The sequence below is a fragment of the Sporosarcina sp. Y838 genome (assembly GCF_056786515.1).
The window spans coordinates 335,778-348,218 of the sequence record NZ_JBXCJD010000004.1 but is presented as its reverse complement, the minus strand read 5'-3'; the positions used below and the strand labels follow the sequence as shown (position 1 = coordinate 348,218).

Annotated in this window: 12 protein-coding genes and 1 pseudogene; 11 read left to right on the top strand and 2 right to left on the bottom strand. The window is 40.9% G+C overall.

Annotation, left to right across the window (positions count from 1 at the left end; all coding sequences use genetic code 11):
• From AC1TO4_RS08275 to AC1TO4_RS08260, 4 genes and pseudogenes are all read left to right on the top strand, one after another.
• The coding region (locus tag AC1TO4_RS08275) for a hypothetical protein (RefSeq protein WP_482104923.1) at positions 1–217 on the top strand (217 nt) is incomplete at its 5' end.
• 456 nt (positions 218–673) lie between these two features.
• Positions 674–1,087, top strand: coding sequence for a DUF1761 domain-containing protein (locus tag AC1TO4_RS08270; RefSeq protein ID WP_482104922.1), 414 nt, complete (start codon positions 674–676; stop codon positions 1,085–1,087).
• Between the two features lie 45 nt (positions 1,088–1,132).
• A pseudogene (locus AC1TO4_RS08265) lies at positions 1,133–1,977 on the top strand (class I SAM-dependent methyltransferase).
• Between the two features lie 93 nt (positions 1,978–2,070).
• Positions 2,071–3,327 carry an MFS transporter gene (locus AC1TO4_RS08260; RefSeq protein ID WP_482102652.1) on the top strand — a complete coding sequence of 419 codons (1,257 nt, stop codon included), beginning with the start codon at positions 2,071–2,073 and terminating at the stop codon, positions 3,325–3,327.
• 59 nt (positions 3,328–3,386) lie between these two features.
• Here AC1TO4_RS08260 and AC1TO4_RS08255 read toward each other — a convergent pair whose 3' ends face one another.
• The gene (locus AC1TO4_RS08255) at positions 3,387–4,019 is read right to left on the bottom strand and encodes a CBS domain-containing protein (RefSeq protein ID WP_482104921.1); all 633 of its coding nucleotides are present in this window, start codon (positions 4,017–4,019) and stop codon (positions 3,387–3,389) included.
• A gap of 223 nt (positions 4,020–4,242) precedes the next feature.
• Between AC1TO4_RS08255 and AC1TO4_RS08250 the strand changes: the two genes are divergently transcribed.
• The 4 genes from AC1TO4_RS08250 to AC1TO4_RS08235 all read left to right on the top strand — a co-directional run bounded on the left by AC1TO4_RS08250 (position 4,243) and on the right by AC1TO4_RS08235 (position 7,968).
• Positions 4,243–4,887 (top strand): LytTR family DNA-binding domain-containing protein, encoded by a 645-nt coding sequence (locus AC1TO4_RS08250; protein WP_482104920.1) that lies wholly within the window; start codon positions 4,243–4,245, stop codon positions 4,885–4,887.
• 184 nt (positions 4,888–5,071) lie between these two features.
• Positions 5,072–6,586 carry an acetyl-CoA hydrolase/transferase family protein gene (locus tag AC1TO4_RS08245; protein WP_482104919.1) on the top strand — a complete coding sequence of 505 codons (1,515 nt, stop codon included), beginning with the start codon at positions 5,072–5,074 and terminating at the stop codon, positions 6,584–6,586.
• A 289-nt stretch (positions 6,587–6,875) separates the two neighbouring features.
• Positions 6,876–7,493: an NAD(P)-dependent oxidoreductase gene (locus tag AC1TO4_RS08240; RefSeq protein WP_482104918.1), complete on the top strand. Its 618-nt coding sequence runs from the start codon at positions 6,876–6,878 to the stop codon at positions 7,491–7,493.
• A 175-nt stretch (positions 7,494–7,668) separates the two neighbouring features.
• Positions 7,669–7,968, top strand: a complete 300-nt coding sequence (locus tag AC1TO4_RS08235) for a hypothetical protein (RefSeq protein WP_482104917.1) — start codon at positions 7,669–7,671, stop codon at positions 7,966–7,968.
• A 699-nt stretch (positions 7,969–8,667) separates the two neighbouring features.
• Here the strand turns inward: AC1TO4_RS08235 and AC1TO4_RS08230 are convergent.
• A complete protein-coding gene (locus AC1TO4_RS08230; RefSeq protein WP_482104916.1) occupies positions 8,668–9,042 on the bottom strand; it encodes a VOC family protein in 375 nt (124 codons plus the stop codon).
• A 90-nt stretch (positions 9,043–9,132) separates the two neighbouring features.
• On the opposite strand from AC1TO4_RS08230, the gene AC1TO4_RS08225 reads away from it, so the two are divergent.
• The 3 genes from AC1TO4_RS08225 to AC1TO4_RS08215 all read left to right on the top strand — a co-directional run bounded on the left by AC1TO4_RS08225 (position 9,133) and on the right by AC1TO4_RS08215 (position 12,412).
• Positions 9,133–9,816 carry a GNAT family N-acetyltransferase gene (locus AC1TO4_RS08225; RefSeq protein ID WP_482104915.1) on the top strand — a complete coding sequence of 228 codons (684 nt, stop codon included), beginning with the start codon at positions 9,133–9,135 and terminating at the stop codon, positions 9,814–9,816.
• Between the two features lie 56 nt (positions 9,817–9,872).
• Positions 9,873–11,408 carry a D-alanyl-D-alanine carboxypeptidase/D-alanyl-D-alanine endopeptidase gene (gene dacB / locus AC1TO4_RS08220; RefSeq protein WP_482104914.1) on the top strand — a complete coding sequence of 512 codons (1,536 nt, stop codon included), beginning with the start codon at positions 9,873–9,875 and terminating at the stop codon, positions 11,406–11,408.
• Between the two features lie 176 nt (positions 11,409–11,584).
• Positions 11,585–12,412 (top strand): transporter substrate-binding domain-containing protein, encoded by an 828-nt coding sequence (locus AC1TO4_RS08215; RefSeq protein WP_482104913.1) that lies wholly within the window; start codon positions 11,585–11,587, stop codon positions 12,410–12,412.
• Positions 12,413–12,441: the final 29 nt, after the last annotated feature.

Below are 12,441 nucleotides of genomic sequence, written 5' to 3'. Positions count from 1 at the left end.
CTTTGCGTCATCAATCTTAATTGAACCGCCGTATACCGAACGGTACGTACGGTGGTGTGAGAGGTCGGGAGTTAATCACTCCCTCCTACTCGATTTCGGTAATCGTATGGTGTTTGTTCATCCGTCGCTCTCCAAGGACACAGTTACAAGTAGTGACGAAGCTTTTCAGGACCAAGGAATAGATAGCTTCTCTATAGTGTCTCTACTTTTATTTTAAGGAAGTGTTAATTTTTCTAGAGTATAGTAACGAATACAATGTACGACGTGCTTATGTGCCCGAAATTGCATCTTCGGGCACTTACAATCTTTGTAGAAAGTCATTTATTCTTTTCTTTCAAAGCGACTGCATTTTTCACTTGGTTATTGTAGGAACGCAACAGGCGATTAATCACAACAGGATATCCGAAAAGGGTATTGCTAGAAGTGACGGAGTCACTTCTAGCAATACTTGCCCCTCGGTATAAGTGTCGTGATTAATTCGCCGAAAGCGAGCCGGAAATAGTCCAGTTAAAGTGTTGGTATTCAAGCCCTATAGTTTACGTACGGTTAAATGATCTACTTGAAAACAAAGGACATTTGTATCGTTTAATAGAATACAAATACAGAATAGGCGGGCATAATAACTTACTTGGTATCACAATTAAAAACAAAAATTTGAAAGTGAGTGAAACACATGGATTTTCAGCAATCATTAGATTCAATTAATTATTTTTCAGTGTTAGTAGCAGCATTATCTGCTTTCATCATAGGGGGTCTTTGGTATTCTGTTTTGTTTACAAAAGCTTGGATGGTTGAAAATGATTTTAATGAAGAAATGTTGAAAAATAGTAATATGGCAAAGATTTTTGGAGGTTCATTTATTTTATCTTTAATCATTTCGTTTATGTTGGCGTTGTTTTTAGGGCCTGATAGAGACGCGTTAGTTGGAGGCTTTACAGGGTTTATAATCGGACTATTCTGGGTTGCAACTGCAATGGGAATCACATATTTATTTGAAAGAAAGTCAATGAAATTGTTTTTAATTAATGCAGGATACCATGTTGTCACATTTACAATAATGGGCTTTATATTAGGTGTATGGAAATAAGTATACTTAGTTTACAAAACTGTTTACAAAAAAAGAGGTGTGCGTATGAAAGACCACGCGATTACTACCATTGTTGACTGTATGGCGTCCAATGTGGATATGAAGGAAATCCAGCGAATTCAAACGGAGCATCGCCTTAAGCTTGTTGAGTTCTGGGGAATCAAAGAGGGAAGTAGCGTTTTAGAAATTGGTTGTGGGCAAGGCGATACTACGGCTGCGTTGGCGTACGTTGTCGGGCTAGAAGGATTTGTCCATGGGGTAGATATTGCGTCTCCAGATTACGGTGCCCCGATAACGCTAGGCGATTCCGCCCGTTATTTACAGCAGTCGAAGTTAGGGAAACAGCTTAAAATGGAATTTAACGTTGATGTTTTATCAATGGAGAATGATTTTCCTGAAAATAATTTTGACTATATTGTTTTCTCCCATTGTTCCTGGTACTTAAAATCAATTGAGGAATTAGAAGACATTTGAAGAGGGCTAGAAAATGGGGCAAGATGCTTTGTTTTGCTGAATGGGATTCAAGGATTCAATTGATTGAACAATACCCGCATTTCTTAGCCGTGCTTATTCAATCCCAGTATGAATGTTTCAAAGAAAGCAGTCTTTCGAATATACGTACACTGTTTACGCCGACGGATGTTAAACGGATTGTAGAAAACGTGGGCTGGACCGTTACAAATGAACAATCCATTCATTCACCTCAGCTGCAAGATGCGGAATGGGAAATCGCTATGACGGTAAATGATTTTAAAGAGGAAATTAATACCCTTGTTGATTTGCCTGACAAACTAAAGTCGCTCATTCAATCTGAAGTAATTTTGTTAGAAGAAGCACGAAAGAGTACTGCAGTTCAGCCGATGTCGACATACGTATTCATTGCAGAATAGTAGGTTTACCCCAATTGTAAAATTTAGATTAATCATTATTTTTCAACCTTTCTTATTGTACACTGTACGTAAGGAGCGAAGGGGGATGATGGCATGAAGAAGTACAGCAAACAGGAGAATAGCTGGATTTTCTATGATTGGGCGAACTCGGCATATTCAATTATTATTACGACTGCGGTGTTTCCGCTTTATTATAAGGCGGTTGCTACGGATGCTGGCGTAAGTATGTCAAACTCTACCGCATATTTGGGGTATACGGTCGCCATTGCCACATTCATACTGGCAATGATTGGTCCGCTGTTAGGAACGATTGCCGATTATGAAGGTTTAAAGAAAAAATTCTTCTTGTTCTTTTTCATGATGGGGACGGTAGCAACGGCTTCATTGGCGTTCGTTCCGGGCGATAACTGGCTATGGTTATTAATTATTTACACCATCACCGCCGTCGGTTTTCACGGGTCGAATATATTTTACGATGCATTTTTAGTAGACGTTACGCCGGAAGAACGAATGAACAAAGTATCTTCACGTGGTTTTGGACTCGGGTATATTGGGAGCACGATTCCGTTCATACTTAGTATTGCAATTATAATTCTGGCTCAACAAGAGCTAATCCCGCTGGCAACAGGCACGGCAAGTCGAATTGCTTTCGTTATTACGGCAATTTGGTGGGCTGTATTCACGATTCCTATGGTTAAAAATGTCCATCAAATTCACGGCATTAAACGTGAACCAAATCTAGTGGCGAGCGGTTTTAGGCGTCTTGGTGGCACATTCAAAGAAATACGCAAATACCGAACCGTTTTTTTATTTTTGTTGGCTTATTTCTTCTATATAGATGGGGTTGGGACGATTATTGCGATGTCGACGGCGTACGGAAGTGATTTGGGAATTAGTGCGACGAATCTGCTTATTATCCTGTTTGTCACACAAGTCGTTGCGGCGCCGTTTGCAATTCTCTACGGAAAACTGGCACAGAAATTCACCGGAAAAAAGATGTTATACGTAGGAATCTGTGTTTATATCATCGTATGTATTTATGCGTTTTTCATGAAAACAACGATGGATTTCTGGATATTGGCAATGCTCGTTGCGACTTCACAGGGCGGTATTCAAGCGCTAAGTCGTTCGTACTTTGCAAGGCTTGTTCCGAAAGAAAAATCCAACGAGTTTTTCGGCTTCTATAATATTTTCGGCAAGTTTGCATCAGTTATGGGGCCTTTACTTGTAGGGGTGACTGCGCAGCTAACTGGAAGTTCTGCATACGGAGTGTTCAGTCTTGTTATTCTGTTCATCATTGGTTTGGCAATTCTATCACGTGTTCCAGAACCGGATTTAAAAGCCGTATAAAATAAATGAAAAACGACGTTCACTTTATAGAATGTGAACGTCGTTTTAAAATAGTGTACTTAGTTGGCTTTTTCAATTTTATCGACTTGTAGAATTCGGAAGCCTTCTTTTTCAAGCTTTCCTTTTAACTTTTCGATTTCAGCATCCGTTTTGCCATTTTCAATCGTAATGACAACTCGTCTAGCAAGGACAGAGCCGTTATCTAGTGTAAACATGCCTTCAATCAGTTCACCACGTAGTGTTTTCGTGAGTTTTTCAATCATACCCTTCGCTTCTGTCGAAGAAATTGTAAGATTGATCCCCCCTGTTTTTAAACCGAAAGCATCACCGAGGACACTTTCCACTTTATTATGCGTTAAAATACCGACAAGTTTCCCGTGTTCAACAACACTTAGAAAAGGCAATGCTTTAATTTGAATGAGTGCGTTTAAGAAGGAAGAGCGTTCAGTTATGAATGTATCTTGGTGCTTCAGCAAGTGATTAATCTTTTCGCTTTTATCACCATTTTCTTCATATAGATATTCAATCAAGTGTACCTTATAAATCATACCTTTATAGTTGTCATCCTGGTCGACAACAGGGATGCATCTGTAGCCGCTTGCGTTAATCGCATCCAGTGCTTCCCCCACAGTTTGATTGATATTCACCGTAGATACTCCAAGTCTCTCCATCAGTAAGTCTCTAACGTGCATGTTTAATCCCCTCATTCTTTAGGTTTTTCTATTATCACAATTTTTAGTTTATGATAAATTTCATTATAATAGAGATATATAAAGTTGTACAATTAATTATACAGCAAAACCTATAGGGCATGATATACATTGACCACAAAAGCGGTATCAACCTACTTTACTAGACAAATCCGGTATAATAAAAGGAAGGAATCGTTATATGTGAATAAAGGGAGCTATGGAAATGGAGAAGTTAAGTCTTGGTGGACTACTAGATGTTATTGGTGAATTATTTTCTGATGAAATCTCGATTGCGGTGTCGAACACGGAAAAGTACCTGTACTATCTGCCCAGCAAACGAGTGGATTTAAAAATTAGACCGGGTGATCTATTGAAAGAAGGAACGATTGCATATAAGGCAATCTCTCTAAAACAGAAAGTATCTGAGTTTATCAACCGTGATGTGTTCGGCGTTCCTTATCATGGGATGGCTGTCCCGTTTTATAATGGTGAGGTGCTCGAAGGGTGTGTGACCGCAATTTATCCGGCTTACACGGACGGGAAATCTGTGGTTACGGTGAAAACGCATGATGGATGGATTCCTGTGCCTTTTACAGATGTGAAATACGTTGAAGTGAAAGATCGAAAAACGTATGTAGTGGCAGAAGGTTTTTTAGGCACTCATAAAAATACATTGCAAGAATTTGAATATTTATTGCCGCGTGATTCCTTTGTACGCTGTCATCGCTCATTTATCGTCAATGTCCATCATATTAGAGGGATTTACCCTGACATGCACTCAACTTTTGTATTAGAAATGGATAACGGCACCAAGATTCCAGTCAGTCAAACCTATTCCAGTTACTTCCGCAAACTATTAGGGTTTTAACAAGGAAGAATGAAGGTCAATTCAGTATCTTGACGCAAACACGCCGTGGCATGTTTGATTGATGCTGTTTCAGTCGAATATTTGAATGCCTTAACCAATTATTCTCTTTCCAAACCATAAATGCTCGCTCGTGTTGGCGTGTAAGCTAGAATTAACAAAAGGTTATGAAAAGGGGCAGTTGAAGATGGGCAGTCAGATGGATCGAATTAGGAATGTTCAATTGAGGGACGTTGTTGTCTCACCAGAAGAAGCAGCATCTTGGATTGAAGATGGTATGACCCTCGGATTGAGTGGTTTTACACGTGCGGGTGACGCCAAAGCAGTTCCGTTGGCATTGATCAAGCGTGCAGAAACAGAACAATTTAAAGTTAATATATATACAGGAGCTTCTTTGGGTTCGGATATTGATAAATTGCTTGCGGAATCAGGTATCGTCAATAAACGTGGACCATTCCAGGCAGACCCTGTAATGAGAAAAAAGATTAATGATGGTGAGCATTTGTTCGTAGATCATCATCTATCACATACAGCGGAACTCGTTCGCTCAGAAATAATAGGGCCAATTGACTTTGCGATTTTGGAAGCGGTTTCAATAACGGAGGACGGAATGATTATCCCAACGACATCTGTTGGAAACTCTTTATCGTTTGCAAACCATGCAAAATCAATCATTATCGAGATTAATACGGCGCACTCTTTACAGTTAGAAGGGTTACATGATTTATACGACCCCGGTATGCAGGACGAAAGGGCTCCAATTCAGTTAACGAAAGTCGATGACCGTATCGGTACAATGGGTATCCCAATTGACATGAGTAAAGTAAAAGGCATCGTATTCACGCATCAGCTGGACTTTCCTTCAACAATCGATGCACCTGATGATGAAACGGAAATTATGGCGGAGCATTTACTGACATTCTTGCGCAGTGAAGTTCAAGCAGGCCGTCTGACAGAACGTCTTGCGCCTTTACAATCAGGAATTGGATCGGTGGCAAATGCGGTTCTGCACGGCATGATTAACTCTGAATTTAAGGACTTAGTGGTGTATTCAGAAGTGTTGCAGGACGCAGTCTTCGAATTAATTGATGCGGGAAAAGTACGTTTTGCTTCTTGCGCCTCGATTACATTGTCTGAAGAAAAGATGAAGCATGTCTATAGTAACTTCGAACAGTATCGGGATAAATTGATCATGCGTCCACAGGAAATCTCCAATCACCCAGAAATTATCCGCCGTCTCGGCTTGATCTCTATTAATACTGCACTTGAATTGGATATATACGGGAACGTCAATTCAACGCATGTTTCGGGGACAAGGATGATGAACGGCATCGGTGGATCAGGTGATTTTGCCCGCAATGCACGCCTTGCTATTTTTGTTACGAAATCGGTGGCAAAAGGCGGCAAGATATCAAGTATCGTTCCGTTTGTATCGCACGTGGATCATACTGAACACGATGTTGATATTATTGTGACTGAACAAGGATATGCCGATTTACGCGGTCTTGCACCGAGGGAACGTGTCGGACTCATTATCGAAAATTGCGTACATCCACTGTATCGTGAACAGCTACGTGCGTATTATAGTGAAGCGCTTGAAAGAGGCGGACAAACGCCACATATTCTTGAAAAGGCATTCTCTTGGCATACGAATTTTGCGAAGAACGGCACAATGCTTGAGCTAGTTGAAGAGCTAGTTTAATGAAACAAAAAGAGGGTTACCCAATTAGGGGTAATCCTCTTTTTGTTTTTAGAGCGCGGTAGACTGGCCATGTAACAAGTGAACACGTGAACAAGTGAATGAGTGAGTAATCAAACAGTGGGGAGTTATAAGAGAAGTATTTGAAGAACGTGAAATGTTTCCAAGTTCTATAGTCTGAAATATAACCGTATACAAGATTCTGGTATACTGAAGGTGAAATGATGAAGGAATGAGTATTCTTTATAGTAATAAAAAAACTATCTAACAAAATGTTAATGAGGTGGTTGTGATGAAAATAGCACTATTTGGTGCCACAGGGCGTATAGGCGGAGATGTACTAAAACGCGCTCTTGCGGATGGTCATGATGTAGTGGCACTTGTTCGTTCGCCAGAGAAATTGGCATCGTCAGACCAGTTAACGGTCATTCAAGGGGATGTCTGTGATGCTGAAGCAGTGTCGCGTGCCGTTACAGGCGTCGACGTGGTATTTAGTTCTCTAGGTACGGATAGAACGACAACGTTGACTGAGGCGGTTCCACATATGATTAAAGCGATGGAAGAGAATGGCGTCAGTCGAATTGTCACAATCGGGACGGCGGGTATCTTACAAAGCAGAGACAATCCTGAAAAGTTACGCTATGAAGCGGGAGATTCGAATCGAAAACTGACTTTCGCTGCTCAAGAGCATCATAAAGTATATGACATGCTTCGGCAGTCTGGGCTAACGTGGACGATTGTTTGCCCTACTTATTTGCCGGATGGTGCCGAGGCGGGAAATTACAGAACTGAGCGCGATTTGTTGCCGTTGGAGGGTAAAAAGATTTCGGTTGGTGACGCGGCTGCTTTTGCCTACAATGAACTACTGGAGAATGAAAACAGCGGATTTCGTGTTGGGATTTCATATTGATTTGCAAAGTAGTACTGTCATTGGCGGTACTATTTTTGTACGGAAAATAATTTGAGGAGGTCTTGTATGACTAACTTTGGAAATATATTAATCGAAATTAACGAAATATTATAATTGTTGCAACTGTCTTATTGGTAGCGATTATCCATATCTCGTGAAAAGGGGGAAGATTGTAGTGGAGTATCAATTTCCGGAATTTGTTTTCTTTAGGCCTGTATTTACTGCTTTTATATTAATTCTATTTATTGTGTTGCTTGTCGTTATATTTCAGAAGGGAAGGTTGCTAAATCTCTTCTCTGTTGTGAGTATTTTACTAGTTTGTACGTACATTCCAGCAATGCTTCTAGTTGCTGAAGGGCATATTGTCGATGAGTACAACCTGGGTGGGGATGCTATTATTATGTATCAATTTTTGGGGATTGTAGGGCTTGCTACAATCACTATTTTTGTTTTCTTGGGTAGGAGGAAAAGGTAAATTAACTGGATAGAATCAGAGATCCTGTTAATACCGCTTTGCCGCTTTGTGGATGCCTCCCGCGATAAGCGAGGGCACTGAAAAAGTCCGATTTCCTCCAATCCTGTTGATTTCCGTTCCGAGCGGACGCTTTCCGCGGGCACGGCTTCAATCTCCTCGTCACTACGTTCCTGCGGGGCTTTCAGCTCGCGCTTTTCCCGCTGGAGTCGCCGCTCTTCACTACAATCAACTAGTTCTAACTATAAAAAAGAACTTTTTCAGTGCCCTCCGATAAACCGGAAAGAAGAGCAAGGAGGGATTGAACTACATCCCTCCATCAGTCTTATCGCTCCGGCTACCACGTAGACGCGCCTTCGCTGGATGGTCTCTTTTAGAAAGCAAATTTCGTTATTGGGAATTAGACTTGCAATCTATAGTGCGTTTTTCTTCAATGAAATTAGTATCAAATAGTAATCACATTATAATCTCAGTCCATTCATCTCAAAATCTCTCTCAACAATGGAAAACTCCAGCGCAAGCGCGGCAAAGGGGTAGCCGAAGCCGTGAGACTAGATGCGAAGCGTTAATCTAGGCTCGTGGCCAGAGGCATCCCCAGAGCGCCAAGCGGTCTAAAATCCACACTCCGAATCACAAATCTCCTGATAATGAACACACCAGCGCATTATTTAAATCTACTTTCGTCCAAGTTCAAAAGAAAAATCACACCTCAAACTCACTCATCAGTCCATGTGTATTACCTTCAGTATCGTTGAAAAATACCATCCAGGTCTCCATAGTGCCCATTTTTGCGATAAAATGTGGTTTATCAGTGAAAGGAACGCCTTTTTCACTAAGTTCTTTGTAGCTCGCATGAATGTCGTCTACTTGGAAATAAAGGACGGAACTTGCGTTTGTGAATTGTTCCGTTTCGGGCAGACTAAGGAGCAGTCTCACACCGTTACAATCAATAAAAGCCATCGTTTCGGTATTGAATAAGAGTGTTAACCCAAGTACATCTTGATAAAATGACACTGCACGATTGATATCTTTTACGGGTACTGCAATTTGGCCAATACTTTTTAAAATAGTTGTCAAGAGTAATCCCTCAATTCAGTCATTTTTCAATAATAGTATACCATATTGACATTTTAATCCAATTATAATGAAAGTGGAGGCGCTTAAAATATGGAGGTTCTTTATAGTGGTTTATTAAAAGATGGGCATCCTTTTTTCATACGTGCATTACATTTGGAAGACCTTAAGGCCATTTATCATGTACAAAAAGAAGTATTACAAGTACTTGATCATCCAGATTCATTATCTTCGCTGTCAGAAAAAGAGTATGAATATATTTTGACTGGCGGCGGTAAGATGGTAGGGGTGTTTGCGGATGGGTGGCTTGTCGCATTTCGTGCATTACTGGTACCGGGTGACGACGAAGAGCATCTTGGTTCTGATGTCGGTCTTGATCGAAACGAGTTAGAGTTCGTTATTTACCAGGAGATTTCGAATGTCTCACCGCGCTATCGCGGCTATCAATTACAAAAAATAATGGCAATTGTTTTGATGGAACAATTGAAAAAAGATGAATATAAATATGTCTGTGCAACCGTTGCACCGTTCAATATCGCTAGTCTAAAGGACAAGTTTTCGCAACAGATGGAAATTGCAGCGCTTAAGCAAAAGTATGGTGGGTTGTTGCGCTATGTTTTCGTGAAACACCTCCACGAAAAAGCTAGTGAATGGAAAGCGGAGCAAGACGTTCCGATGCAAGACACAAAAATGCAACAAAAACTTCTTGAGGAAGGATGGCGCGGCACGAATATTTCATGTGGTCCTGATGGATGGCTTGTCCGGTATTGCAAATAAAATACCTACATGCACGCATTGTATAAACTACTAAATGTACTGGAGGTGAAGAGGGGTTGACAAAGAGCCAGACATTAAAATTAATAGGCCTTTTAGTTGTGATTGTTACCGTTTTAACGCTATTTAACAGTAAGAGTGACAAAGGTACCGAGAACACTACTGTTGCCTTGGAAAATACCACAGCCCCCGTCGTTAAGGTTCATGAGTCTAATGGATTTCCGAAGCTGGATGAAATCCTGAATGATCCTCGGTTAAAAGGTGCGACAACTGGAATCAGTATCCGAAACGCATCGACGGGCGAAATTGTCTATTCTCATCTCGGTGATACACGGGTTCATCCTGCATCCGTCATGAAGTTACTGACCGGTGCAACAGCGCTTGATACACTCGGTGAAGATCACATATTCAAAACAGAACTATATACGGATGGACGGATTTCGAACGGTCTATTGTACGGGAATCTCTATTTAAAAGGGAAAGGTGATCCAACGCTGACAAAGGATGGTTTAAATAAGTTTGCATCTGAGTTAAAAGCAAAAGGGATTCGCTCCATCAAAGGGAATTTATATGCAGACGATACTTGGTTCGACACCGACCGCCTATCTCAAGACCTAAATTGGTCCGATGAACCGTACTATACAGGTTCACAAATATCGGCATTGACGCTATCCCCAAATAATGATTATGACGCCGGAACAGTGATTATCGAAGTAAATCCTACAACTAAGTCGGGACAAGCAGGAAAAGTGCGCATGGTTCCTGCAAATACTTATCTTACCGTCATTAACAATACGCAAACAGTGAAAAAAAGCGGTAAGAAAAACATCCGAGTTGAACGGCGGCATGGCACGAACACAATCGTCGTTTCAGGAACGATTCCAGTAGGAGCAAAAAAAACAAGAACCTGGTCATCCGTTTGGGAACCTTCAAACTATACTATTAACGTTTTTCAAACTGTACTTGAAGAACAAGGCATCACGTTCTCTGAAGCACCTAAACTGGATAGAAAAAAAGCTCCTGCGGGAGCCACTTTAGTAGCATCAAGACAATCAATACCACTGAAAGAGTTACTCATCCCCTTCTTGAAATTGAGTAATAACGGTCATGCTGAAGTACTGGTAAAAGAAATGGGTCGTGTGATTGGCGCCAAAGGTAGCTGGGAGAAAGGGCTTGCAGTCATGCACAGCACTCTTGCGGATATGGGAATCGATTCGAGTAATATGTTGCTTCGCGACGGTTCCGGCATGTCACATAAAAACCTCGTCACTGCAAATGAAGTATCCGAGCTTCTCCACACAGTACAATCCAAATCTTGGTATCCGACATTTCTGAACGCGCTTCCTGTAGCGGGGAATAAGGATCGTTTTATTGGCGGTACATTGCGAAACCGTATGATAGGAACAGCTGCAGAGGGCAATGTACGAGCAAAAACAGGTGCTTTGAATGGGGTTACAGCTTTATCGGGGTTTGTCACAGCGTCAGACGGAGAAAAGTTGGTTTTTTCAATTATGATAAATAACTATTTAAGCGAGAGTACTTACGAAGTTCTGGATGCAATTGCAGTCGCATTGTCAAACATTAAAATGAACTAACATGCACTCATTCCTTGTGATTACATCTCAATAGTGCTTATAACGAACTATTTTTGAATAGTTCGTTTTTTTGTAATATTTTATGTTTACCAGGGAAACAGTAGGGTAAGGGATATAGAGACTATAAATAAATACTGGTACACTACCAGGGAGATAAAAAGGGGAGATTTTATACTATGGGGAAGTTTAAATCACTATTTCTATTGATGACTGTGTTGGTTTTGATTTTAGCTGCATGTGCACCAAAAGAGGATGCAACAGATGAAGTGAGTGAAGGCGACGGAAGTTATGAACTTGTGAAAAAAGGGAGTTTGACCTTTGCGGCAAGTGGACTCTATAAGCCATTCAACTTTGAGGAAAAAGGTGAGCTGACAGGATTTGATATTGAAATTGGAAATGCAATATCGGAAAAGTTGGGCTTGAAGCCGAACCCGGTGACAAATCCATTTGAAACAATTCTGCAAGGTTTAATCGGCAATAAATACGACGCAATTATTGGATCAATGGCCTATACGAAAGAGCGCGCTAAACAGGCGAACTTTACTGAACCTTACTATTACTCGGGTGGAATGATTTTTGTATCCGCAGATAATACCGATATTAAATCTGGAGATGATTTGAAGGGCAAAAAGATTGGCGTCGTGGCTCAATCCACATATGAAAAACCCGCGCAAACCCTTTCGGACAATATTCAGTATTACAGTAGTGACGTAGTTGCATTGAAAGATTTGACGATACCGGGTCGCCTCGATGCGGTAATCACAGCTGATATTGTCGGCTTTGAAGCCATTAAAAATGATTTTAAAATTAAAGAAGTAGGGAAGCCGCTATGGGTAGAACAGCCATCCATCGCTGTGCGACCAGAAAATGATGCATTAAGAGAAGCAATTGATGAAGCACTTAAAGAAATAATTGAAGACGGCACATATGATGAAATCTCACAGAAATGGTTCGATCGAAACCTGTTAGACCTTGATCTGGAGGGCGTGGAGCTTTTAGAATGAATGATTCCACAAACTTAATCAAGGAAAGA

Bases quoted from the DNA above. Each gene is read 5' to 3' on its own strand.
- AC1TO4_RS08255 (WP_482104921.1), bottom strand. From the start codon at position 4,019: ATGCACGTTAGAGACTTACTGATGGAGAGACTTGGAGTATCTACGGTG.
- AC1TO4_RS08260 (WP_482102652.1), top strand. From the start codon at position 2,071: ATGAAGAAGTACAGCAAACAGGAGAATAGCTGGATTTTCTATGATTGG.
- AC1TO4_RS08270 (WP_482104922.1), top strand. From the start codon at position 674: ATGGATTTTCAGCAATCATTAGATTCAATTAATTATTTTTCAGTGTTA.
- AC1TO4_RS08240 (WP_482104918.1), top strand. From the start codon at position 6,876: ATGAAAATAGCACTATTTGGTGCCACAGGGCGTATAGGCGGAGATGTA.
- AC1TO4_RS08215 (WP_482104913.1), top strand. From the start codon at position 11,585: ATGGGGAAGTTTAAATCACTATTTCTATTGATGACTGTGTTGGTTTTG.
- AC1TO4_RS08245 (WP_482104919.1), top strand. From the start codon at position 5,072: ATGGGCAGTCAGATGGATCGAATTAGGAATGTTCAATTGAGGGACGTT.
- AC1TO4_RS08225 (WP_482104915.1), top strand. From the start codon at position 9,133: ATGGAGGTTCTTTATAGTGGTTTATTAAAAGATGGGCATCCTTTTTTC.
- AC1TO4_RS08250 (WP_482104920.1), top strand. From the start codon at position 4,243: ATGGAGAAGTTAAGTCTTGGTGGACTACTAGATGTTATTGGTGAATTA.